Source organism: Rhizobium altiplani, assembly GCF_001542405.1.
GTDB classification, from domain to species: domain Bacteria; phylum Pseudomonadota; class Alphaproteobacteria; order Rhizobiales; family Rhizobiaceae; genus Rhizobium; species Rhizobium altiplani.
The window spans coordinates 35,495-56,183 of sequence record NZ_LNCD01000070.1 but is presented as its reverse complement, the minus strand read 5'-3'; the positions used below and the strand labels follow the sequence as shown (position 1 = coordinate 56,183).

The 20,689-nt window shown below is 61.4% G+C and carries 23 protein-coding genes and 2 tRNA genes; 13 read left to right on the top strand and 12 right to left on the bottom strand.

Translation table 11 applies throughout. The features are described 5' to 3' along the window. Positions 1-364 precede the first annotated feature (364 nt). On the top strand, positions 365-3,082 hold the full coding sequence (gene ppdK, locus AS026_RS15360) for a pyruvate, phosphate dikinase (RefSeq protein WP_062370467.1): 2,718 nt from the start codon (positions 365-367) through the stop codon (positions 3,080-3,082). Here ppdK and AS026_RS15355 read toward each other — a convergent pair. Beyond that, positions 3,015-3,290, bottom strand: coding sequence for a hypothetical protein (locus tag AS026_RS15355; RefSeq protein WP_082728544.1), 276 nt, complete (start codon positions 3,288-3,290; stop codon positions 3,015-3,017). The genes ppdK and AS026_RS15355 overlap by 68 nt on opposite strands. 181 nt (positions 3,291-3,471) lie before the next feature. On the opposite strand from AS026_RS15355, the gene AS026_RS15350 reads away from it, so the two are divergent. Beyond that, positions 3,472-3,717 carry a hypothetical protein gene (locus tag AS026_RS15350; RefSeq protein ID WP_018116436.1) on the top strand — a complete coding sequence of 82 codons (246 nt, stop codon included), beginning with the start codon at positions 3,472-3,474 and terminating at the stop codon, positions 3,715-3,717. Positions 3,718-3,736: 19 nt separating this feature from the next. Here AS026_RS15350 and AS026_RS15345 read toward each other — a convergent pair whose 3' ends face one another. After that, complete coding sequence (locus AS026_RS15345) at positions 3,737-4,123, bottom strand: hypothetical protein (protein ID WP_018860461.1); 387 nt, start codon at positions 4,121-4,123, stop codon at positions 3,737-3,739. A gap of 213 nt (positions 4,124-4,336) precedes the next feature. Here AS026_RS15345 and AS026_RS15340 point away from each other — a divergent pair, with 213 nt between their 5' ends. Next, on the top strand, positions 4,337-5,245 hold the full coding sequence (locus AS026_RS15340; RefSeq protein WP_062370463.1) for a DUF1499 domain-containing protein: 909 nt from the start codon (positions 4,337-4,339) through the stop codon (positions 5,243-5,245). Between the two features lie 74 nt (positions 5,246-5,319). Here AS026_RS15340 and AS026_RS15335 read toward each other — a convergent pair whose 3' ends face one another. Both AS026_RS15335 and AS026_RS15330 read right to left on the bottom strand, forming a co-directional pair. After that, a complete protein-coding gene (locus tag AS026_RS15335) occupies positions 5,320-6,237 on the bottom strand; it encodes an MBL fold metallo-hydrolase (protein ID WP_062370461.1) in 918 nt (305 codons plus the stop codon). Then, positions 6,238-6,534, bottom strand: coding sequence for a cupin domain-containing protein (locus AS026_RS15330; protein ID WP_018116440.1), 297 nt, complete (start codon positions 6,532-6,534; stop codon positions 6,238-6,240). A gap of 161 nt (positions 6,535-6,695) precedes the next feature. On the opposite strand from AS026_RS15330, the gene AS026_RS15325 reads away from it, so the two are divergent. Further along, positions 6,696-6,770, top strand: a tRNA-Gln gene (locus AS026_RS15325). A gap of 133 nt (positions 6,771-6,903) precedes the next feature. Here the strand turns inward: AS026_RS15325 and AS026_RS15320 are convergent. After that, the gene (locus AS026_RS15320) at positions 6,904-7,317 is read right to left on the bottom strand and encodes a hypothetical protein (protein ID WP_025661130.1); all 414 of its coding nucleotides are present in this window, start codon (positions 7,315-7,317) and stop codon (positions 6,904-6,906) included. A gap of 272 nt (positions 7,318-7,589) precedes the next feature. Between AS026_RS15320 and AS026_RS15315 the strand changes: the two genes are divergently transcribed. From AS026_RS15315 to AS026_RS15310, 3 genes are all read left to right on the top strand, one after another. Beyond that, a tRNA-Pro gene (locus AS026_RS15315) sits at positions 7,590-7,666 on the top strand. A gap of 581 nt (positions 7,667-8,247) precedes the next feature. Next, entirely contained in the window at positions 8,248-8,505 is a 258-nt protein-coding gene (locus tag AS026_RS41705) for a hypothetical protein (protein WP_131815323.1), read from the top strand. 373 nt (positions 8,506-8,878) lie between these two features. Then, the gene (locus AS026_RS15310) at positions 8,879-9,112 is read left to right on the top strand and encodes a hypothetical protein (RefSeq protein WP_018858477.1); all 234 of its coding nucleotides are present in this window, start codon (positions 8,879-8,881) and stop codon (positions 9,110-9,112) included. Positions 9,113-9,257: 145 nt separating this feature from the next. On the opposite strand, the gene AS026_RS15305 is transcribed toward AS026_RS15310, so the two are convergent. Further along, positions 9,258-9,473 (bottom strand): hypothetical protein, encoded by a 216-nt coding sequence (locus AS026_RS15305; RefSeq protein WP_018116466.1) that lies wholly within the window; start codon positions 9,471-9,473, stop codon positions 9,258-9,260. A 125-nt stretch (positions 9,474-9,598) separates the two neighbouring features. Here AS026_RS15305 and AS026_RS15300 point away from each other — a divergent pair, with 125 nt between their 5' ends. Continuing rightward, complete coding sequence (locus AS026_RS15300; RefSeq protein WP_018116467.1) at positions 9,599-10,420, top strand: bifunctional allantoicase/(S)-ureidoglycine aminohydrolase; 822 nt, start codon at positions 9,599-9,601, stop codon at positions 10,418-10,420. Positions 10,421-10,479: 59 nt separating this feature from the next. Here AS026_RS15300 and cysN read toward each other — a convergent pair whose 3' ends face one another. From cysN to AS026_RS15285, 3 genes are all read right to left on the bottom strand, one after another. Continuing rightward, positions 10,480-11,967, bottom strand: a complete 1,488-nt coding sequence (gene cysN, locus AS026_RS15295; protein WP_062370459.1) for a sulfate adenylyltransferase subunit CysN — start codon at positions 11,965-11,967, stop codon at positions 10,480-10,482. A gap of 1 nt (position 11,968) precedes the next feature. Continuing rightward, on the bottom strand, positions 11,969-12,922 hold the full coding sequence (gene cysD, locus AS026_RS15290) for a sulfate adenylyltransferase subunit CysD (RefSeq protein ID WP_018116469.1): 954 nt from the start codon (positions 12,920-12,922) through the stop codon (positions 11,969-11,971). 111 nt (positions 12,923-13,033) lie between these two features. Continuing rightward, entirely contained in the window at positions 13,034-13,780 is a 747-nt protein-coding gene (locus AS026_RS15285) for a phosphoadenylyl-sulfate reductase (protein ID WP_018116470.1), read from the bottom strand. Between the two features lie 413 nt (positions 13,781-14,193). On the opposite strand from AS026_RS15285, the gene AS026_RS15280 reads away from it, so the two are divergent. From AS026_RS15280 to AS026_RS15270, 3 genes are all read left to right on the top strand, one after another. Next, positions 14,194-14,640, top strand: a complete 447-nt coding sequence (locus AS026_RS15280) for an RrF2 family transcriptional regulator (protein WP_018116480.1) — start codon at positions 14,194-14,196, stop codon at positions 14,638-14,640. A gap of 142 nt (positions 14,641-14,782) precedes the next feature. Beyond that, on the top strand, positions 14,783-15,169 hold the full coding sequence (locus AS026_RS15275; RefSeq protein ID WP_018116479.1) for a DUF6152 family protein: 387 nt from the start codon (positions 14,783-14,785) through the stop codon (positions 15,167-15,169). Positions 15,170-15,172: 3 nt separating this feature from the next. Continuing rightward, positions 15,173-15,649, top strand: coding sequence for a DUF6644 family protein (locus AS026_RS15270; RefSeq protein WP_062370457.1), 477 nt, complete (start codon positions 15,173-15,175; stop codon positions 15,647-15,649). Positions 15,650-15,663: 14 nt separating this feature from the next. Here the strand turns inward: AS026_RS15270 and betA are convergent, their stop codons facing one another. From betA to betI, 3 genes are all read right to left on the bottom strand, one after another. Continuing rightward, on the bottom strand, positions 15,664-17,316 hold the full coding sequence (gene betA, locus AS026_RS15265; RefSeq protein ID WP_062370455.1) for a choline dehydrogenase: 1,653 nt from the start codon (positions 17,314-17,316) through the stop codon (positions 15,664-15,666). Positions 17,317-17,423: 107 nt separating this feature from the next. Continuing rightward, on the bottom strand, positions 17,424-18,893 hold the full coding sequence (gene betB / locus AS026_RS15260) for a betaine-aldehyde dehydrogenase (protein ID WP_062370453.1): 1,470 nt from the start codon (positions 18,891-18,893) through the stop codon (positions 17,424-17,426). After that, complete coding sequence (gene betI / locus AS026_RS15255) at positions 18,890-19,489, bottom strand: transcriptional regulator BetI (RefSeq protein WP_018116475.1); 600 nt, start codon at positions 19,487-19,489, stop codon at positions 18,890-18,892. Before betI ends, betB begins: the two co-directional genes overlap by 4 nt. 142 nt (positions 19,490-19,631) lie before the next feature. On the opposite strand from betI, the gene AS026_RS15250 reads away from it, so the two are divergent. Then, positions 19,632-20,180, top strand: coding sequence for an HdeD family acid-resistance protein (locus AS026_RS15250; RefSeq protein WP_062370451.1), 549 nt, complete (start codon positions 19,632-19,634; stop codon positions 20,178-20,180). Between the two features lie 183 nt (positions 20,181-20,363). Beyond that, positions 20,364-20,606: a ribbon-helix-helix domain-containing protein gene (locus tag AS026_RS15245; RefSeq protein ID WP_018116473.1), complete on the top strand. Its 243-nt coding sequence runs from the start codon at positions 20,364-20,366 to the stop codon at positions 20,604-20,606. Positions 20,607-20,689 lie beyond the last annotated feature (83 nt).

Sequence of the window (20,689 nt, the reverse complement as noted above, 5' to 3'; positions counted from 1 at the left end):
CCAGAATGGGCTATCTCCACCATTCAGGTAATGTTTTCCTACCGATCTTGTATTAGAGATTGCTTCATGGCGTCGCCGAATTGCCGCGAAAAGGTATCGGCTGCATGGTTTCCTGCGCGACGCGCTCGGAGCAATATGGTTTTGGCTCTGACAGTCCGTATGGACGGAACCCCCCGTCCGGTTTTCCTGGCTGGACGGACATAAGGCTTTGCGGGACTTTGTTGCAGTCCCGCAAAGCTTTTTCTCCCCTCAATCGCTTCAGTCTGTCGCAGTTATTGTGCGCCGCAACATTTCGGCCGCATTTGTCGATTTTCATTTCAACACCAAGGGATTAAGTTGATCCTGATTTGGTGTTGGGGGGAATATGACCAAGTGGGTCTATACATTTGGCAATGGTCAGGCAGAGGGTAGTGCCCTTGAGGGCGAGCGTTTGGGCGGCAAAGGCGCAAACCTCGCGGAAATGTGCAACCTGGGTCTGCCTGTCCCTCCTGGTCTGACGATCATCGCCGGCGCCTGCTCTGCCTACTACAAGAACGGACGGCAGATTGCAGAAGAGCTGAAGGCACAGGTCCGCGCCGGCATTGAAGGGATCGAGGAAATTACCGGCCGGCGGTTCGGCGCGGGCGATCGGCCGCTGCTGTTGTCCGTGCGCTCGGGAGCGCGCGTTTCGATGCCGGGGATGATGGACACCGTCCTCAATCTCGGCCTCAACGATGAAACCGTACAAGCGCTCGGCCACGATGCCGGCGACGCACGGTTCGCCTGGGATAGCTACCGCCGTTTCATCCAGATGTATGCCGACGTCGTCATGCGTCTCGATCACGAGGTGTTCGAGGAGATCCTCGAGGACGAGAAGGCGCGGCTCGGCTATGAGTTTGATACCGAACTGACCGCCAACGAATGGCAGCACGTGGTCTCGCTCTACAAGAGCCTGATTGAGGAGGAGCTGGGCGAGGAGTTTCCTCAAGATCCCGAGGTGCAGCTATGGGGCGCTGTGGGCGCCGTCTTCGCCAGCTGGATGAGCGTCCGCGCAGTCACCTATCGCCAGCTTCACAATATTCCTGAAGGCTGGGGCACGGCGGTCAACATCCAGGCGATGGTCTTCGGAAACCACGGTAATTCGTCCGCGACCGGTGTTGCCTTCACGCGCAATCCGTCGACGGGCAATAAATCGCTCTATGGCGAATTCCTCGTCAATGCGCAGGGCGAGGATGTGGTTGCCGGCATCCGCACGCCGCAGAGCATTACCGAGGAGGGACGCATCAGCTCCGGTTCCGAACGACCGTCGATGGAAAAGCTGATGCCGGATGCCTTCAAGGAGCTGTCAGGCATCTGTTCTGAGCTTGAAACGCATTATCGCGAGATGCAGGACATCGAGTTCACCATCGAGCGCGGAAAGCTCTGGATGCTGCAGACCCGCGCGGGCAAGCGCTCGACGCGCGCTGCGATGAAGATCGCCGTCGACATGGTAGATGAGAAACTCATCACCGAAGAAGAGGCGGTGCTTCGCATCGAACCTTCGTCACTGGACCAGCTCCTGCACCCGACGATTGACCCGCGTGTTACCCGCGAGATCATCGGCACCGGCCTGCCGGCCTCGCCCGGCGCGGCGACCGGCGAGATTGTCTTCACCGCCGAGGAGGCCGTGACAGCGTCCGAGGAGGGGCGCAAGGTTATCCTGCTGCGTGTCGAGACCAGTCCAGAAGACATCCACGGCATGCACGCGGCCGAGGGCATTCTGACGACACGTGGCGGCATGACCAGCCATGCCGCCGTTGTCGCACGCGGCATGGGCATCCCCTGCGTGGTCGGCGCTGGTGGCATGCGCATCGACGCCCGCAACGAGCGGCTGATCGGCGTCGGCGTCACGCTGAAGAAGGGCGACGTCATCACCATCGACGGTTCGGCCGGGCAGGTGTTGAAGGGTGACGTGCAGATGATCCAGCCGGAGCTCTCCGGCGATTTCGGGCGCATCATGCAATGGGCCGATCGGGCGCGGCGCATGACCGTGCGCACCAATGCCGATACGCCGGCTGATGCGCGCGCGGCTCGCTCCTTCGGTGCCGAGGGCATCGGCCTTTGCCGCACCGAGCACATGTTCTTCGAGGGCGACCGCATTCATCTGATGCGCGAGATGATCCTGGCGGAGGATGAAACCGGCCGCCGCGCCGCTCTCGATAGCCTGCTGCCGGTCCAGCGCCACGATTTCACCAGCCTGTTCAACGTCATGCACGGCCTGCCGGTGACGATCCGTCTGCTCGATCCGCCGCTGCACGAATTCCTGCCGAAGACGGACGAGGAGATCGCCGACGTTTCTGCCGCAATGGGCATGGACGCTGCAGCACTGCGCCAGCGCGTCGATGCGCTGCATGAGTTCAATCCAATGCTCGGCCATCGCGGCTGCCGACTGGCGATTTCCTATCCTGAAATTGTCGAGATGCAGGCGCGCGCCATTTTCGAGGCGGCGGTCGCCGCAGCCCATGAAACGGGCGCTGCCGTCGTGCCTGAGATCATGGTGCCCCTGGTCGGGCTGCGCTCCGAGCTCGACTACGTCAAGGAGCGCATCGACGCCATCGCCGGGGACGTCATGGCGGAGGCCGGCATGCGGATCGACTACCTGGTCGGCACGATGATCGAACTGCCGCGCGCGGCCCTCAGGGCCCATATCATCGCTGAAGCGGCGGAGTTCTTCTCCTTCGGCACCAACGACCTGACGCAGACAACCTTCGGCATCTCGCGCGACGATGCATCCGCCTTCATTCCGACCTATCAGCGCAAGGGGATCATCGAGCACGATCCCTTCATTTCGCTGGATTTCGATGGTGTCGGGGAGTTGATCCGCATTGCCGCCGAACGCGGTCGGCGCACGCGCAACGACATGAAGCTCGGGATTTGCGGCGAACATGGTGGCGATCCGGTATCCATCCATTTCTGCGAGGAAATCGGATTGGACTACGTGTCCTGCTCACCCTTCCGCGTGCCGATCGCCCGGCTTGCCGCCGCGCAGGCGGTCATTACCAATGGCGCCCGTATCCGCGACCGTAGTAAGGACGGTCGAGATCATAGGACATCTGCAACATGAGCAAATCGCTGTCGTAACGCGCCTGGGTACGGCGATAGAGATCGATTCGCTGCATGCAGCCTGCGAAGCCGTCCGTACCGCGCCGGAAGCCGTAGCGCAAGCATTGAGCCTCGTCGGCAGCGCGCCGCTCTTCCGGCGTCATTGTTTGGCAGGCCGAGAGGCCGATTGATACCGCGGCAAGCGCGAGAGCTAAAACGAGCGTACGCATCGACATGTCTCTGCAATCAAAACTCTGCGCCATCAGATGACGCCAATCGGCGGTTACAGTCAACCAAAAGAATAACTTAGGTCGAAGCGGTGCGCTGCATCGCTGCTTTCAACGCCTGTGGCCTTCCGTCTGTGGAGGATCGTCTGTAAGAAGACGGCTCGGACGACATTGGAAGATAAACATGGCACTACGCGATCGATTCTCGAAGAAACTGACCTGCCCGCAATGCGGCAACGCCGGCTTTGCGGAAGCGTCCGAGACGGATGATCCGAAGCGCAAGCATCCGGGCTTCAGCGTCGATCATCTACCGCGCGGCTTCTTCATCCAGCGCGCGTCCAACCATCAGGAAACTTCCATGATCAAGTGTGAGTGCGGGCGCAAATTCCCGTTCCGCAGCCTGGCTGAAGCAGCGGCGCAACGCGATTAGAGCCGAAAGGCTCTCTAGCTCAGAACCGTTCAAGAACCTTGATGAAGGCGTCGGCGAAGCGGATGAGGTGGGCCGTCGCAGGATCCGGCGCTTCCATGCGAATTTCCGTGCCGCTGTGATCCAGCACGGCAAGAACGACACGCATCTGTTCGCTCATGGACGGGATGCGCAGCACTGCAATGCGCTTGCAATCGTCCATCAATCCCTCGGCGGGAAGATCAAACAGGAATTCTCCGCCAGCCTTGGCGGATGCTACGCGGACGGTTTCGCAGAAGTCGGATTTGCCATCGTATCCGTCGAGCGACAATTCCAGTTCCAGAAGCTCTATCGGCAGAAGCGGATCTGCATGATCGGCTGCGCCCAGCGTCGGCGACTGGGTTCCCGATGCGGGCTCCGGTGCAATCATTGCCCTTCTCCTGTTGGTCGGTTGCGACCCAAACCATACAAAATCAAGGAATATCAGAAAATGCTTACGCACGCCATTGTCGTCTTCCCCGTGGATTGCGCCCATCGGAATGACACAACAGTTTCAATTTAGGCGAATCTTGCACTAAACAAGTGGAGGGCGATTTTGCGCGTTCATGCGGGACGCGCCGCTTGCGAGTAACCGGTAAGTTTGATGGCAATCCGTTTCGACCGCCCTGTTTCAAATGCTGCCCGCTTCTCGCGGCGCTTCGCAGCGTTTGCCCTGGTTCTCTGCCTTGCGGCTCTGGTTGGTCATCGCTTCGCCGGCCTTTCTACGCCATACCTTGTGCTGGTTCTACTCGTTTCCGCGGGCTTCGCGCTGCTTGGGACCCTGCTTGCCGTTGCCGGGCTGCGCAGCCTTTGGCTGACGGGTGCCGAAGGCGGGCTAGATGCCTTGAAAGCCTTGATCTATGTGGCCCTTCCGCTCGCGATCGGCGGGATTGCCGCCGAACGCTATTTCGCGCTGCCGGCGATCTATGACGTGTCAACCGATATCGTCTCGGCGCCGGACTGGCTGAAGACGCCGAACGTAGATCAGATCTGGCTGAAGCGAGAGCCGGCGGTCACGCCCGAGGACCGCGAAAAGCAGCTCGAAGCCTACCCGGAACTCACAGGCCGTCGCTACGACGGCGCTATCGACCGCGTGCTCGAAGCCGTCAAGAAGGTCGCCAAGGAGAATGGCATCCGCATTACCCGCGCCGACGGTGACAGCGAGCCAAGCCCCGATATTGAGAAGCGACCGGCGAAGCCGCAGCCAGATGATGCTGCGGTTGCTGAGGCGCCAGAAGCCGTGCCGGTCCCGACGCCACGGCCCTACGACGACGACGTTGCGCAGCTGATTCGCCGGGCAAATGGCGTAACGCTGCAGGGCGAAACCCGCACCTTGGTTCTCGGCCTGCGCTTCGACATCGTCATCCGCCTGCGAGAGGAAGCGGAAACCACCTTCGTCGACGTTAGGGTCGCCTCGCGCTACGGCCCGCATGATCTCGGCCTCAGCGCCGATATCGCGGAGAACTACCTCAAGGCGCTCGATTCCGAATTGCTCGGCATCGCCGGCAGCTAACCTCGTCCGCCTCAATATTTGCCATCGAAGACGATGACAGGCTTGTCGTCGGCAAATGCAGGCGGCGACGTGAGCTATTTCCGCGTCGCAGGTCGGTAGGAGCCGAAAAGGGCAGGCGGTCCATCCGTTTCGATCTCGCCCCGCTCCACCAGATCCTCGATATGGGCGAGAACCGAAAGCGCCGCAGCGCCATGCAGGCGCGGATCGGTCTCGCGATAAATCACCTTCACCATGTCGGGGATGTTCGTATCGCCAGCGCGGATGCGGCCGAGCACGGCGCGTTCGCGCATCCGCCGATGCGTTTTCAGGGCTCGCATGAAAGAGATCGGTTTGCGGACGGGGCCGCCATGTCCGGGAAGCAGCAGGCGGTCGTGCCTCTCGATCAGCTTGTCGAGGGAGGCCATGTAGTCGGCCATCGAGCCATCGGGCGGCGCGACGATGGAGGTAGCCCAACCCATGACATGATCGGCGGAAAACAGGATTCCAGTTCCCTCGAGCGCGAAGGCCGCGTGATTAGCGGTATGCCCGGGCGTCAGCACGCCAGTCAGCCTCCAGCCGTCGCCCTCGATCGTCTCGCCGTCGCCGATTGTGACGTCGGGCCGGAATCCCAGGTCCGAGCTTTCGGCGAAGGGATTGATCTCGCCCTGATGCAGTGGCCGGGCAGCGCGGTGTGGTCCCTCGGCGACGATCCGCGCCCCGGTCGCCGCCTGCAGGCGCCGAGACAGCGGGGAGTGGTCGCGATGGGTATGACTGATGAAGATATGGGTGACCTCGCGTCCATCGAGCGCTGCCATCAATGCCTGCAAGTGTGCCTCGTCCTCCGGCCCAGGATCGATGACCGCCACGGAGCGATCCCCGACGATGTAGCTGTTCGTGCCGTGAAACGTGAAGGCGCTCGGATTGTTGACCGTAATGCGCTGCACGTCTGAGGCAACAGGCACGGCCTGGCCATAGGCGGGCTCGAAGGCCAGATTGAACTCGGGACTTGCCATTTATTTGTATTCGATCTCGATGAAGGACATCGGCTGATTGCCGGCATTGACGACATTGTGCTCGGTCCCGGCGTCGCGGCGGTAGGCAGCGCCCTTGGCAATATCGACCCTGCGACTGCCGCCCTTTTCCTCCAGCAGAAACTGGCAATCGGTCATCGGCACGACGACATAGCCCATCCCATGCGTATGGACGCCGGTATCGGCACCTGGCTCGAAATCCCAGCGCGTGATCCGAACCACGGCATCGTCGAGCAGCAGCGTTGCGAGGGCAGGCGGTCGGGCGCGGTACTGGCTCATCGTTACTCCATCGTCCTGGACGGCTGCGGCGAGACCTAGCATGGTGACGCTAAAAGCGCACAGAAATATGCAATGGCCCGAAACTTAATGATTGTGACCTCAGGCGAGCTTTGCTAAGCAGGCGTCGATTTGGCAAGCGGGTCTCCGCTTTCAAGCTCTGGTGGGGCGTCGCCAAGCGGTAAGGCACCGGTTTTTGGTACCGGCATTCCCAGGTTCGAATCCTGGCGCCCCAGCCATTGAATTCCAGCAATGGTGAAGTCTTTTTGCCGCGGTGTCAGCCGCGAACGGAGGCCGCGCAGCAACTCAGAACACTCGATATAGAAAAAGGCGACCAATGGGCCGCCTTCCAAACGCTCGCTCTGTCGTTTCTTACTGCGCGGGCTGCGCCGGCGCCAGGAACTCGGCGCAATAGGACGGGCCGTTCACGCCCGGGATATCGCCGACGACATGGATGCTGCGGATCGTGTAGTCGGCGTTGGTGACGATTTCGGCCTGGCAGCGGAAATACTGCGTGCGGGCCGCCGAAATCTGCTTGCCGCGCTTGCCATCTGCACCTTCTGCGTATTTCGCCGGGATGCGGACCGTCTTGTAGCCGCCCTTCCAGGTGTAGGTGACGCCGCCGTCGCTCTCGACGTCGCTGATCGGCGGGCCGTAGGCGGCAAAGAACTTGCCGGCCGACTGGCCAACCCAGCGGCTGGAGATCGGATCTGCGGAGGTCGGAATCGTCGTGCAGCCGGCAAGCGCAATGGCAAGCCCAGCCGCGGCAAAGGTGCGGAGTTTCATTCTATCGTCCTTGAAAAGTTGTCGCGCATTCGACGGCGGGAATCGCTGGTCTGCAGCGGTTTCCGCTTGTCCTGCCGAGCGCTTTAACGCGGAACCCAGCAAAAGAAAATCGGCCCGCCTTCGCAATCGCAAAATATGCCGCAAGTGTGTCATTTTGCTCCACTTAGTGCTCTCAGGAGGTGCGCCGGCCCTGTCGAAAAAAAATGCGCCGGCTTTTGAATTTTGGTGCTTGCGCAACGAGATGGGCCGGTCTATAGAGGCGCCGCTGGTCACGGAGTGTAGCGCAGTCTGGTAGCGCACCACGTTCGGGACGTGGGGGTCGAGTGTTCGAATCACTCCACTCCGACCAGCCGAAAAGCCCGCGCAAGCGGGCTTTTTTCATTTGTGCCAATGGACGCACAAAAACCTCACCAACAGATTCACCAGGTGATTGGAATTCCAATCCGTCGGAAAGCCGTCGGCGGCTACAAATTCTCGACTGTGGTTTGCTTAAGCCGACGGCGAAGACAAACGCGCCGCCGACACACGGAAAGAGCAACTCGAAATGCCGTCATCTCTGTTGGCTGGACAGGTTGGATATTGGGCGGCGATTTGGGGTACGAGTGATAATTGAAACGCTGATGCCGAAGCTCCGCTGTACGAGCTGTGGAAATGTGGGGTGCATCTCCAGTGGATCTTGACTCTTTACTTCGCGTCCATCCGAATTACGCGGCCGGAAGCCGTAACTGTGCATTCTAGAGTGTAATGTCGGGTCGCGATCGTCAGAAGCCAGGTGGGACCGGTCCGCTCGGCTGCTTTGACGACGTTCGTTCCCCCTCGGGGACTCTGATATCGATCGGCCCGTCGGCTGCACGCGCGCAAAGCGCGAGCCGGAACGTTGCTCAAGTCCGGCGATCCTGCGGAAGCTTCGCTGCATGCAGACGGCTTCAATTGATCGATACGCGAGTAGCGGCCAAACGACGCGCGTACATCGACACACGTGCCTGTCTTGGCGTTCCACCAAGTGCTGCTCCTGACGTGCCGGTAGCCACGGGCCTGCATCTTGGACACGGCGTCCGTCGCACGAGTACCGACGAGATCGGCGACATCACTGGGCGCGGCAGCGAAAGCAAAAATAGAAAACGAGCAAAAGATGGCCGCAAGGCCGACTATCCTTTTCACGAAACCCTCCTTAAATCGAGCCTCTGAAGACCATCGCTTTGCCATCCGCGGTTAAAACGGGTGCCTCGAACAGTAGCCGCAATAGTCGGTAGAGAACATGTCTTCTGGGTGGATCGGATCACAAACGAGACCAACGGTTAAGTAAGCAACAGTAAATTTACGGCTCGTGAAGATTCACGATCTATCCGGACTTCTCGGGATCAGCCTTGGAGTCCTGGACCGACTCTACGGCAAGCATCGGATCCACCATCAAAGATCGACATGGCTGTCGCATCGTCTGTCGCAAACAGAGGCTCATATGTCGCATTTCGGTATCCATAAAAATAAGCGAGAACTAAAGTACGCAGCTTCACATAAAGATATATCAGACAAGCGCGCTTCGGCGGGCGGGGAACAGTGCATGAAGACCTCAGAATACAAAGCTGCGGTTGCCGTCACGGGACTGAGCGCCGCTGGTGTCCAAAAGCTCTTTGGTGTCGATCAGACGACGACACGTCGCTGGGCGTCGGGTGAAACCGAAGTACCGCGCGCGGTCGGCCTGTGCCTGCTGTTGATGGCGTCGGCAAACGTGTCCGTCGCGCAGGCTGAGATCTTGGCCGATGACACCGATGTCAGGCTTGCCAGGATCGCGTAAGACGGCTTGCCCAATCATTTCAGCAATCGGATGCAGCACCCGTAGTGGCCAGGGTCCCCGACCCTCGGGCCCGGCTACGGACGCGCAGCCCCCATTGCTTCGATCCAGCACCGCTGGTGCAGCGGCTGTTCCGGCTTCGAGCGCACTATGCTCCGAGAATGGCATCGATTTCGGCAATCAGGGTCGCATAGGTCTCGATATGCCGATAATACTCGTTGCGGATCTGCTCGGTGATATCGGAGAGCGGCCCGCCACCCTCCGCGCGGAAGTGTTTGACGTCGTTCTCGGACATGGATTTGAGATTGTCCTCGTATTCCTTGACCCTCTGAACATAGTCTTCCCGAAGTTTTTCGAGACTCATCAATCCCTCCTGAGCTAGCGAGGCACCGCGGACAGTCTGCCGCGGCGACGGCAATCTAAAGGTTGCCTAGAAGAGATGCGGCGCTTAAACCAGATTGACAATCCCGGCCCGTGAAAAGGGAACCAATGAGCAGCTCGAACTTCTACTCCAGCATGGGCGGCCTGCCGCCGCAGACCGAACTCCTCTCCAGCAAGGCGGTGTTCACGACGGCCTATGCCGTCATCCCCCGCAGCGTCATGACTGACATCGTCACCAGCTATTTCCCGCACTGGGAAGGCACGCGCGCCTGGGTGATCTCCCGCCCGCTGACCGGTTTTTCCGAGACGTTCTCGCAGTACATCATGGAAGTGCAGCCGGGTGGCGGCAGCGACCGGCCGGAACCGGAGAAGCGCGCCGAAGGCGTGCTCTTCGTCGTCGACGGTGAGATGACCGTCGAGTTCGACGGAAAGGCACAGCAAATGCGCCCCGGCTCCTTCGCCTTCCTGCCCGCCGGCTCCTGTTGGGCGCTGTGGAACAAGAGCGCTGCACCCGTGAAGTTCCACTGGATCCGCAAGGCGTTCCAAGAGGTCGAGGGGCAGGAGCCGCCGCCGGCGATCTTCACGCATGAGGAAAATCACCCGCCTCAACCGATGCCGGATACGGACGGCGCCTGGGCCACGACGCGCTTCATCGACACGGCCGATCTTCGCTACGACATGCATGTCACGATCGTCACCTTCGAGCCCGGCGGCGTGATCCCGTTCATGGAAACGCACGTGATGGAGCACGGCCTCTACGTGCTCGAGGGCAGGGCCGTCTATCGTCTCAACAAGGATTGGGTCGAAGTCGAAGCCGGTGACTTCATGTGGCTGCGCGCCTTCTGCCCGCAGGCCTGCTATGCCGGCGGTCCCGGACGCTTCCGCTACCTGCTCTACAAGGACGTCAATCGCCACATGCCACTGTGGTAGGGGTCACGCGGCGAGTTTAGAATGAGAAACGGGGCCGATGTGGCCCCGTTTCCGTTTGCCTAGATGTCGCTTGCCGCGTTCGACCAGAGGTCGGCCGCCTCAGCGGCGGTCATGCGTCGCACCTCCGCCTCGTGGCGGCGGTTGGCGAAGAGTTCGCTCGCCATGATCTGGTCGGCGAGATCGGCCGGCAGAGACAGGATCACGCGGGCATCGCCGCCGTGGATGCCGCCGAGCTCGCTCCGCTTTCCGCTGACCATGCCGCCGGCCACCGTATTGTTGGTGTCGGGGTCGATCAGGATAAAGGAGCCGGTCGCCCGGTTCTGCTCGTAGGGGTCGAAGATCGCTTGTTCGTCGAAGGCGAGGCGCACCTTGCCGATCGCATTCATGTAGAGCGTATCGACAGGAGCCCAGGCGCCGGTCTTCAGTTCAAGCTGCGCCAACGGCTGTACCTGCACGCGCTGGCGGCGGCTGCCGCTCTTCAGCCAGTAGCGCTTGCCGGCTTCGATACCCTCCGGCTGCAGTGCGACGATCTGCGCGTCGAAGGAGAGGCCGACCTGCGGCTGGCTGTCGATCGAGACGATCATGTCGCCGCGCGCGACGTCGACCTGCCGGTCGAGGACCAGCGTGATCGCATCGCCGGCGACTGCCGCGTTGCGCACCAGATCGAAGGTGACGATCTTGGAGACGTTGGCGACCATGCCGGACGGCAGGATCATGACGCTATCACCCGGCTTGACGGACCCGCCGGCAACGGTGCCCTGGTAGCCGCGGAAGCTTTCGCCGGGGCGGGAGACGCGCTGCACCGAGAAACGGAAGCCGGTCGCCTGCGAGGAGCGAACGGTCGCAAGTTCGAGCGTCTCGACTAACGTCGGGCCGGCATACCACGGCATCGACGCTTCACCGGAGTAAACGACGTTCTCGCCCTTCAGGGCCGACATCGGGATCGCGGTGATCTGCTTGACGCCGAGCGACAGCGCGAATTCGCGGAATTCATGCGTAATCTTCTCGAAGCCGGCGCGATCGTAGTTCGTCAGGTCGATCTTATTGATGGCAAGCACGAACTGCTTGATGCCGAGCAGCGAGGCGATCGTTGCGTGGCGACGCGTCTGCTCCAGAATGCCGGCGCGCGCGTCGACGAGCAGCACGGCGAGGTCGGCGGTGGAGGCGCCGGTTGCCATGTTGCGGGTGTACTGCTCGTGGCCGGGCGTGTCGGCAACGATGAAGGAGCGCTTGTCAGTCGAGAAGTAGCGATAGGCGACATCGATGGTGATGCCCTGTTCACGCTCGGCCTGCAGGCCGTCGAGCAGCAGGGCGAAATCGGGCAGGCCGAGATCGTTCTGCTTGCCGGTGGAATCGCGCTGTAGCGTGGCGGCCTGGTCTTCCTTGACTGCCTTGGTATCCCAGAGCAGGCGGCCGATCAGGGTGGACTTGCCATCATCGACGCTGCCGCAGGTGATGAGGCGCAGCGGTCGCGAGTCGCGGGTCGCCGTCGCGGGTTCTGCGGCGGGCACGGCGAGGGCGTGTGCGGCGGTTACGGCTGCGGTCATCTCAGAAATATCCTTCACGCTTCTTCTTTTCCATGGAACCGGACTGGTCGCGGTCGATGGCGCGGCCCTGACGTTCGGAGACAGTGGCAATTTCGAGTTCGGCAATCACCTCTTCGAGCGTGGTCGCCTTCGATGGGATGGCGCCCGTCAGCGGAAAATCGCCGAGGGTGCGGAAACGGATCATGCCTTCCTGGCGCACTTCGCCGGGCAACAGTTCCAGCCGCGGATCTTCGGCAAGGATCATCATGCCGTCGCGCTCAACATAGGGGCGCTTCTTGGCGTAGTAGAGCGGCACGAGCGGAATGTCTTCGGCCTGGATGTAGCGCCAGATATCGACTTCGGTCCAATTCGACAGCGGGAAAACGCGAACGCTTTCGCCCTTGCGGATCTGGCCATTGTAGATGTTCCAGAGTTCCGGGCGCTGGTTGCGCGGATCCCAGCGATGATCCGGCGTGCGGAAGGAATAGATGCGTTCCTTGGCGCGGCTGGCTTCCTCGTCGCGGCGCGCGCCACCGAAGGCGGCATCGAATTGGCCGGCGTCGAGGGCCTGGCGCAGCCCCTCGGTCTTCATGATGTCGGTAAAGGCGGCCGAGCCATGCGTGAACGGCGTGATGTTTTCAGCCGCACCGCGCGGATTGATGTGCTCGATCAGGTCGAGGTCGTATTTCTTCGCGGTTTCATCGCGAAAGGCAATCATCTCGCGGAATTTCCAGCCGGTGTTGACATGCAGCAGCGGGAAGGGGACGCGACCGGGATAGAAGGCCTTACGGGCCAGATGCAGGAGGACCGACGAATCCTTGCCGATCGAGTAGAGCATGACGGGACGCTCGAATTCGGCGGCGACCTCACGGAAAATGTGGATCGCTTCGTTTTCGAGCGCCTTCAAATGCGGGTCGAGCGGCGGCTTCGCGCTCCGGGGATTGTTGAGTTCCGTATCCGGACGGCTATCGGGCATTTCTAACTCCAGGCTTCAATCATTCTCGGAAGGGAGGCATCCGGAATGGGTGCATTTCAGACTTCGAGGAGCGCAGGCGACGGGCCGCGCTCCGATCCCGAAGTCGACGGGTTACTGTTGTGCGGCAATCGCCGAGGCCTCTTCAGCCACGTGCAGGCCGCATTCGCGCTTTTCGTCCTGTTCCCACCACCAGCGGCCGGCGCGTTCCGGCTCGCCCGGCTTGATCGCCCGGGTGCAGGGTTCGCAGCCGATCGAGGGATAGCCGCGGGCGTGCAGCGGATTGATCGGCACGCCGTTGTCGGCGACATAGGCCTTGATAACGTCGAGGTCCCAGTCGGCGAGCGGGTTCACCTTCAGGAGATGACGCTCCGCGTCATATTCCGCAAACGGCGTCTCAGCGCGGTTGGCCGATTGGCCACGGCGCAGGCCGGTGATCCAGATCGTCGCCCCTGCCAGGGCTCGCGCAAGCGGCTTCAGCTTGCGCACGCCACAACAGGCATGCCTAGCTTCGACGCTCTCGTAGAAGCCGTTGAGGCCGTACTTGGCGGCATAGGCATCGATATCTGCCTGTTCGGGCTCGTAACGGCTGATGTGAAGATCGTATTGCTTCTCGGTCTCGTCGATCAGCGCCAGCGTTTCCGGAAACAACCGTCCGGTCTGCAGCGTCACGACGTCAATCGGAAGGCGGTGGTTGCCGATTTCGGCGGTGATGACTTGGTCCTCGATGCCGAGGGAGGTGGTGAAGACGACGCGGCCGCCAAGACCGGCGACGAGCGACAGACGCTCCGCAAGGTCAAGGCTCGCGAGGTTCGCGTTCAGCGTTTCCGCTTCAGCGTTCGGATTGGCAGCAACAGTCATGGGGATCCTGTCCTTGATGTTGGCCGGAGTATCGCAGGTCGGGCTTGGATCGGACAGAAAAACGGATTTCGAAAGCAGGCGCGATAGGAGCAAATATCTCTCCCCGGCCGCTGCAATGCGGAAAAGCAGCCGCACCGGCGATGGTTTGTCGACGGTCAGCCAAATTGTCTATTGATTTAGTAGAGTAACGCGTTGCCTGTCAATCGGAAATGTGAAGTGATGACATCGCAAGTGCATTTTGACGTAGATTTGCAGTATTGGCCGAGCGTGAAAAAACAAGGCCAAAAACCTTGTCTCTCAAGGGTTTCGCCGGCTTGTTCAAATTCCGTTCATGCTGCGCATGCCATAGAGACAGGATCCTGCTTGCGGCGGGTCTGTGATTCCGCCCGCCATGTGTGTGTCGACGGTCAAAAATGATTACGCAAAAGGCAAAATATGCGCTGCGGGCGCTGACGGTGTTGGCGGCAGCCGATGACGGCGAGCCGGTGATGATCTCAGACATTGCGGCGCAGCAGAAGATCCCGAAGAAGTTCCTTGAACAGATCCTTCTCGACCTGAAGCATCAGGGCATCGTCGTCAGTCGCCGCGGCAAGTCGGGCGGGTATCTGCTGCTGAAGCCGGCCGACATGATCACCTTCGGTGAGGTGCTTCGGATCATCGACGGCCCGATCGCACCGCTTCCATGCCTATCGATCACCGCTTATCGCAAATGCGATGATTGCGATGGCGAGCAGAACTGCGAGATCCGCCATGTCTTCGCCAAGGTGGCGGATGCGACCCGCAAGGTGCTGTTCTCCACGACGATCGCAGATGCTGTCGCGCCGGCAAAGGTCGCGGAAGTCACCCGCCTGCTCGCCTAGGCTTTACGATAGCGAATGCTGAGACCCGTTGCTTGAGGCCATCAGGCACGCGGACGTGGCCGCTTCAAGATTTGGTGAGATAGCTTTCAATTGCCTGGCGCTACGCCAATTCGCCCCTGTCCTGAGGCAGGGAGAAACGAATATGCGTCTCATCAACTCGAAACGGATGGTAATTGGTGCGATCCTCGCGCTGAGCGTGGCGACGGGAGCCGCAGCGCACCATGGCTGGTCGTGGGCCGAGGGTGAGCAGACGGAGCTGCGCGGCACCATCGAGAAGGTAACGATGGGTGGCCCGCACCCGACGCTCGACGTTGCGACAACGGCCGACGGCATCTGGCTCGTCGAACTTGGCAATCCCAGGCAGACTGAACGCTCGGGCTTTGTCGAAGGCTCCGCGAAGAAGGGGGATCCGATTGTTGTCCTCGGAAACCGTTCGCTGAAGGCCGACGAAAAGCGGATGAAGGCGGTGCGGATCACCGTCGCCGACAAGCGCTACGACATCTATCCGGAACGGATCCAGACGAACTAAGCAATGGCGATCGAGTTCCTCGAATGGCTCGCCGCAACCCCGCTGTCGTCAGGGCTGCGGCGCTCGGCGCTTGTCTACATGGTCGTCAACGCCGCCCATATCCTTTCGATCGGGCTGCTGATCGGGGCGATCCTGCCGCTGGATCTGCGGCTGATGGGCTGCGTCGGCTCGGTGCCGCTGGCGGTGGTTGGCCCGTTCCTGTCGCGGGCCGCGGCTGTCGGGCTCATGGGAGCTGTTATCACCGGCTTTGCCCTTTTCAGCGTCAAGCCGATCGAATACGCCGAAAATCCCGCCTTCCTGGCGAAGCTGGGGCTGTTGGTCCTCGGCATTCTGAACGCCGCCGTGGTCCATGCCCAGGCAGCCTGGCGACGGGCCGTGTCAGGCTCTGCGCCCGCGTTGAGCTTGCGCCTGCAGGCGGGCCTTTCCGCGGCCGTATGGATATCCGCGCTCCTTGCCGGCCGCTGGATCGGCTTTGTCTGATGGCAATCGGCAGGTTACCGATCACTCACTTCCCAGCGCGGATTGATCCACGGCTCCTGGTTGGAGCGCGGCAGCGGCTGCTTGCCGAGGATATGGTCGGCAGCCTTCTCGCCGGTCATGATCGACGGGCCGTTGAGATTGCCGTAGGTGACGTGCGGGAAGATCGAGCTGTCCGCGACGCGCAGCCCGTCGACGCCGATGACGCGCGTTTCGGGATCTACGACCGCCATCGGGTCGGTTTTCGCGCCCATCTTGCAGGTGCCGCATGGGTGATAGGCGCTTTCCAGGTGCTCGCGCAGGAAGGCGTCGATCTGCTCATCGCTCTGGACGGCCTCGCCCGGCTGGATCTCCGGGCCGCGATACTGGTCGAACGCCTTCTGGCCGAAGATCTCGCGGGTGAGCCGCACGCAATGACGGAACTTTTCCCAGTCCTCGGGATGGCTCATGTAGTTGAAGCGAATGACCGGATCGGTCTTCGGTTCCGAGGAACCAAGCGTGACATTGCCCCGCGACTTCGACAGATTGTAGCCGACATGCACCTGGAAGCCGTGGCTCTTGGCTGCCGCCTTGCCGTCATAGCTGATCGCGACCGGCAGGAAGTGATACTGGATGTCAGGCTGCTTGACGCCAGGCGCGGAGCGCAGGAAGGCGCAGGCCTCGAACTGGTTCGAGGTGCCGAGCCCCGATTTGGTGAACATCCATTGCGCGCCTGCGACCCCCTGCCAGAACCAGGGAAGCCAGGAATAGAGCGAAACCGGCTTGGTGCTGACCTGTTGGAAGTAGAATTCCATGTGGTCTTGCAGGTTGGCGCCGACGCCCGGCCGGTCTGCCTCTATCTCGATCCCCATCTCCTGCAGATGCGCGCCCGGCCCGATGCCTGAGAGCATCAGGAGCTTCGGCGAATTGAAGGAGGAGGCCGAAACGATGACCTCGCGATTGGCCTTGACGATCTCGACCCTGCCGCCGCGCTCGATTTCGACGCCGGTCGCCCGGCCGTTCTCGATTATCACCTTCTGGGCGTGGCCATAGACGACTTCGACATTCGGCCGCTTCAGCGCCGGTTTCAAATAGGCTGACGCAGCCGACCAGCGCCGGCCGCCGAAAATCGTCTGCTCCATCAGCCCGAAGCCTTCCTGCTTCGAGCCGTTGTAATCCTCGGTTGCCTCAAAGCCCGCCTGCTTGCCGGCCTCGATGAAGGCGCGAAACAGCGGGTTGCGAAAGACGCCGCGCTGGACGTGCAGCGGACCGTTAGTGCCGCGCCAGCCTTCCTCGCCGCCATGGCTGTGCTCCATCCGCTTGAAGTAGGGCAGCACGTCGGCATAGGCCCAGCCTTGCGCGCCGAGCTCTTCCCAGCGGTTATAGTCCTCGGCGTGGCCGCGCACATAGACCATGCCGTTGATCGAGGAGGAGCCGCCGATCACCTTGCCGCGCGGCGCGGTGATCCGCCGGTTGTTCAGGTTCGGCTCGGGCTCGGAGAGATAGCCCCAGTTGTAGCGCTTCATGCTCATCGGCCAGGCAAGCGCCGCCGGCATCTGGATGAACGGCCCGAAATCGGAGCCGCCCGCCTCGATGACGATGACGGTATTCTTGCCGTCTTCCGAAAGCCGGTAGGCGAGGGCGGAACCCGCCGAGCCGGAGCCGATGATGACGAAATCTGCCTGCTGCATGATGTGCTTCTTTTCCGATTCACCACCTCGTCCTCGGGCCCGCTGGTGAGCCGATCGTGACGAAGCGAAAATTGAATGCTACCTGCCGGGACCGGCCGCCTGCTGCCTCAATAGGGCGCCTGCACCGGCCCCATGCCGACATAAACCGTCTTCAGCTCCGAATAGTGCTCCAGCGCGGCCAGCGAATTCTCGCGTCCGAAGCCGGATTGCTTGGAGCCGCCGAACGGGATTTCGACAGGGCAGAGATTGTAGGTGTTGATCCACAGCGTGCCCGCCTCGAGCTGGTCGACGACGCGATGGGCGCGCGTCAGGTCGGCGGTGAAGACGCCGGCGGAGAGACCGAATTCCGTGGCGTTGCCGCGGGCGATCACCTCCGCCTCGTCGTCGAAGTCGAGCACGCACATGACAGGGCCGAAGATCTCCTCGCGGGCGATCGTCATCTCGTCGGTGACGTCCGCAAAGACCGTCGGCTGCACGTAGTAGCCTTCGCCGGAGACGTTGTTCGGGATGCCGCCGCCGGTGACGAGCCTTGCGCCTTCCGCCTTGCCCTTCTCGATGTAGGAGAGAACCTTGTCGCGCTGCGCCCAGGACACCATCGGCCCGAGCTGGGTCGCCTCGTCCATCGGATCGCCGATGGCGATCGCCTCGGTGCGAGCCTTCAGCCGCTTCAGGAACTCCGCCTTGATTTTCCGCTGCACGAAGACGCGGGTGCCGTTCGAACAGACCTGACCGGTCGAATAGAAGTTGCCGAGCATGGCGCCGCCGACGGCGCTGTCGATATCAGCATCGTCGAAGACGATTAGAGGCGACTTGCCGCCGAGCTCCATGGTGACGTGCTTGAGATTGCCGGCAGCGGCCGCGGCGACCTTGCGGCCGGTCGGCACCGAGCCCGTCAGCGACACCTTGGCAACGTCAGGGTGATTGACCAGCAGGGGGCCGGTCTCGCGGTCACCCTGGATGACATTGTAGAGCCCCTTCGGTAGGCCCGCCTCATGAAGGATCTCGGCAATGGCAAGCGCGCCGAGCGGCGTGTTTTCCGACGGCTTGAAAACCATGGCATTGCCGGCGGCGAGCGCCGGTGCACCCTTCCAGCAGGCGATCTGCTGTGGATAGTTCCAGGCGCCGATGCCCACGCAGACGCCGAGCGGCACGCGCTTGGTGTAGGCGAAATCGCCACCGAGCGGGATGTAGGAACCATTGAGGCCGGCAGCGGCAATGCCGCCAAAGTATTCGAAGCTGTCTGCCCCCGATGTCGGGTCGGCGACAATGGTTTCCTGGATCGGCTTGCCGGTATCGAGCGTCTCGAGTTCGGACAGCTCGCGGTTGCGCTCGCGCATGATGTCGGCGGCACGTTTGAGGATGCGGCCGCGCGCCGTCGGGCTCATCGCCGCCCATTCCGGCTGGGCGCGCTTGGCCGACGCGATCGCCTTTTCGACGATAGCAGGGGTTGCCGCGTGCAGCCGGGCGATGATTTCGCCGGTCGCCGGATAGATGCTTTCGATGACGCTGCCCGCGTCATCCTCGACATATTCGCCGTCGATGAAATGGGAGGCTTTTGGCTGGGCTCTGAGGGTCACTGGATCTGTCCTTTCGCAAGGGCGGCAAGCTGTGAATTGATATAGTCTTCGGTAAGCGCGATCGATGCCTCGATGCTGACAGGCGCCGATCTCAGACTTTGGCGGATGTAGAGCCCGTCGATCATCGCAGCCGCGCCTTCGGCAATGCGTTCTGCGGCATCGTAAGGGCAGAGCGCTTTCAGGTTGGCGATGAGGTTCGACTGCAGACGGCGGGCATAGATGACAAGGAAGCGCCTGGTTTCCTCGGAGCGCTGCGCCTCGGCGTAGAAGGCGAGCCAGGCGGCGATTGTTGCCGGCGCGAACTGGTCTGCCTGGAAGCTGACGCGGATGACGGCGGAGAGCTTCTCGCGCGGTGCGTCCACCGCCTTCAGCGCAGTCACGACGTCGTCGCGGAGCTGCTTGAGGAGAGAGCGGACAGTCTCGATCAGCAGCTGTTCCTTGCTGCCAAAGTAATGATGCGCCAGCGCCGGCGACACGCCGGCTTGCCGGGCAATTTCGGACATGGTGACAGTCAGCGAGCCGTGATCGCCGATCACGCGCAGCGCGGCATCGACAAGCGCCTTGCGGCGAACCGGCTCCATTCCGACCTTGGGCATCGCATCACTCCATGAAGATGCCATCCAGCATAATTTTGATTGACTGATCAATCAATAAAAATCTGACAACACTTCCAGAAGGCTAACCTCTTCCAATTCCGCGATTTTGCGGCATAGTCTTCTACCAACCAGGAGGCGTGCCATGGCAGATATTTCTGATCGACTGGGTTTTTCGTCGCTGCAATCGAAATGGGGTTGGTTCGCGGCACTTGGCGTGCTGCTGATCGTCTGCGGCTTTATCGCGTTGGCAAACGTCGCGCTCGCGACCGTTGTCTCCGTCTACTATGTCGGAATCCTGATGCTGATCGGCGGTGTGGTCTACCTGATCCACGCTTTTCAGGTGAGAAGCTGGGAGCAGGCGCTGGTTTGGGCCTTGAGCGGCGTTCTGTATTTGCTGGCCGGTTTCTTTGCCTTCGAGAATCCCCTTCTGGCATCGGCTGTGTTGACGCTGTTTCTGGCGATCGCCTTGCTCGTTGCTGGCGTGTTCCGAATCTGGGTCGGCTGGCGTATGCGCCCCGTGAAAGGATGGGGCTGGGTCCTTTTGAGCGGTATCATCACGGCGCTGGCTGGCGTGGTTATTGCGCTCGGATGGCCGGTCAACAGCCTTTGGATCCTGGGACTTTTCCTCGCCTGTGACCTTCTGCTGCAGGGTTGGTCGATGCTCGCTTTCGGTCTTGCGGTCCGTCGCTGACTTATGCCCGCAATTCACAGGCAGACATCACGGACTGTTTCCTTTTTGACAAGTATGTGAGTGGGGTCTAAAATTTCGCCCAATAAGAGGCAGCCGAGGCGGCGGCGTTGGCAATGCCGTGGACGGGTTAATCCGTCTCCCCAGAGGACAGGCACTGTCCGACGAGGCAAAGGGAGGAATCTCATGCCGATGGTTACCGTATCCATTTCGCCGCTGCAGGCTGCGGATATCCGCGCCGCTGTCGACAATGGCACCTATGCGTCAAGCAGCGAGGTTGTGCGCGAGGCCCTGCGCATGTGGGAGGCCGCCCGCAAACTCGGCGGATGCCCCGAAGGCGCCTTCGATCAGAGCGGCGTCTCCCGGGGTGGCAAATGCGTCGCCGACATGTTCGCCGATCATGAGGCTGAGAACAGGCATACAGTCTGACCAAGCCATTGATTGATCGATAAAATTCGATCGAAAATGGACGTGGCTTCACAAAAGTTTCATATTCGGGAAAGGGTTCGTTG

Excerpts from the sequence above, each read along its gene's own strand:
- AS026_RS15345 (WP_018860461.1), bottom strand. The coding sequence starts at position 4,123 with ATGATTGCACCGGAGCCCGCATCGGGAACCCAGTCGCCGACGCTGGGC.
- AS026_RS15275 (WP_018116479.1), top strand. The coding sequence starts at position 14,783 with ATGCGTCTCATCAACTCGAAACGGATGGTAATTGGTGCGATCCTCGCG.
- AS026_RS15300 (WP_018116467.1), top strand. The coding sequence starts at position 9,599 with ATGAGCAGCTCGAACTTCTACTCCAGCATGGGCGGCCTGCCGCCGCAG.
- AS026_RS15355 (WP_082728544.1), bottom strand. The coding sequence starts at position 3,290 with ATGCGTACGCTCGTTTTAGCTCTCGCGCTTGCCGCGGTATCAATCGGC.
- AS026_RS15330 (WP_018116440.1), bottom strand. The coding sequence starts at position 6,534 with ATGAGCCAGTACCGCGCCCGACCGCCTGCCCTCGCAACGCTGCTGCTC.
- AS026_RS15285 (WP_018116470.1), bottom strand. The coding sequence starts at position 13,780 with ATGACTGTTGCTGCCAATCCGAACGCTGAAGCGGAAACGCTGAACGCG.
- betI (WP_018116475.1), bottom strand. The coding sequence starts at position 19,489 with ATGCCCAAGGTCGGAATGGAGCCGGTTCGCCGCAAGGCGCTTGTCGAT.
- AS026_RS15280 (WP_018116480.1), top strand. The coding sequence starts at position 14,194 with ATGATTACGCAAAAGGCAAAATATGCGCTGCGGGCGCTGACGGTGTTG.
- AS026_RS15340 (WP_062370463.1), top strand. The coding sequence starts at position 4,337 with ATGGCAATCCGTTTCGACCGCCCTGTTTCAAATGCTGCCCGCTTCTCG.
- AS026_RS15350 (WP_018116436.1), top strand. The coding sequence starts at position 3,472 with ATGGCACTACGCGATCGATTCTCGAAGAAACTGACCTGCCCGCAATGC.
- AS026_RS15305 (WP_018116466.1), bottom strand. The coding sequence starts at position 9,473 with ATGAGTCTCGAAAAACTTCGGGAAGACTATGTTCAGAGGGTCAAGGAA.
- betA (WP_062370455.1), bottom strand. The coding sequence starts at position 17,316 with ATGCAGCAGGCAGATTTCGTCATCATCGGCTCCGGCTCGGCGGGTTCC.
- AS026_RS15320 (WP_025661130.1), bottom strand. The coding sequence starts at position 7,317 with ATGAAACTCCGCACCTTTGCCGCGGCTGGGCTTGCCATTGCGCTTGCC.
- AS026_RS15335 (WP_062370461.1), bottom strand. The coding sequence starts at position 6,237 with ATGGCAAGTCCCGAGTTCAATCTGGCCTTCGAGCCCGCCTATGGCCAG.
- AS026_RS15250 (WP_062370451.1), top strand. The coding sequence starts at position 19,632 with ATGGCAGATATTTCTGATCGACTGGGTTTTTCGTCGCTGCAATCGAAA.
- AS026_RS15270 (WP_062370457.1), top strand. The coding sequence starts at position 15,173 with ATGGCGATCGAGTTCCTCGAATGGCTCGCCGCAACCCCGCTGTCGTCA.
- ppdK (WP_062370467.1), top strand. The coding sequence starts at position 365 with ATGACCAAGTGGGTCTATACATTTGGCAATGGTCAGGCAGAGGGTAGT.
- AS026_RS15245 (WP_018116473.1), top strand. The coding sequence starts at position 20,364 with ATGCCGATGGTTACCGTATCCATTTCGCCGCTGCAGGCTGCGGATATC.
- cysD (WP_018116469.1), bottom strand. The coding sequence starts at position 12,922 with ATGCCCGATAGCCGTCCGGATACGGAACTCAACAATCCCCGGAGCGCG.
- AS026_RS15310 (WP_018858477.1), top strand. The coding sequence starts at position 8,879 with ATGAAGACCTCAGAATACAAAGCTGCGGTTGCCGTCACGGGACTGAGC.
- cysN (WP_062370459.1), bottom strand. The coding sequence starts at position 11,967 with ATGACCGCAGCCGTAACCGCCGCACACGCCCTCGCCGTGCCCGCCGCA.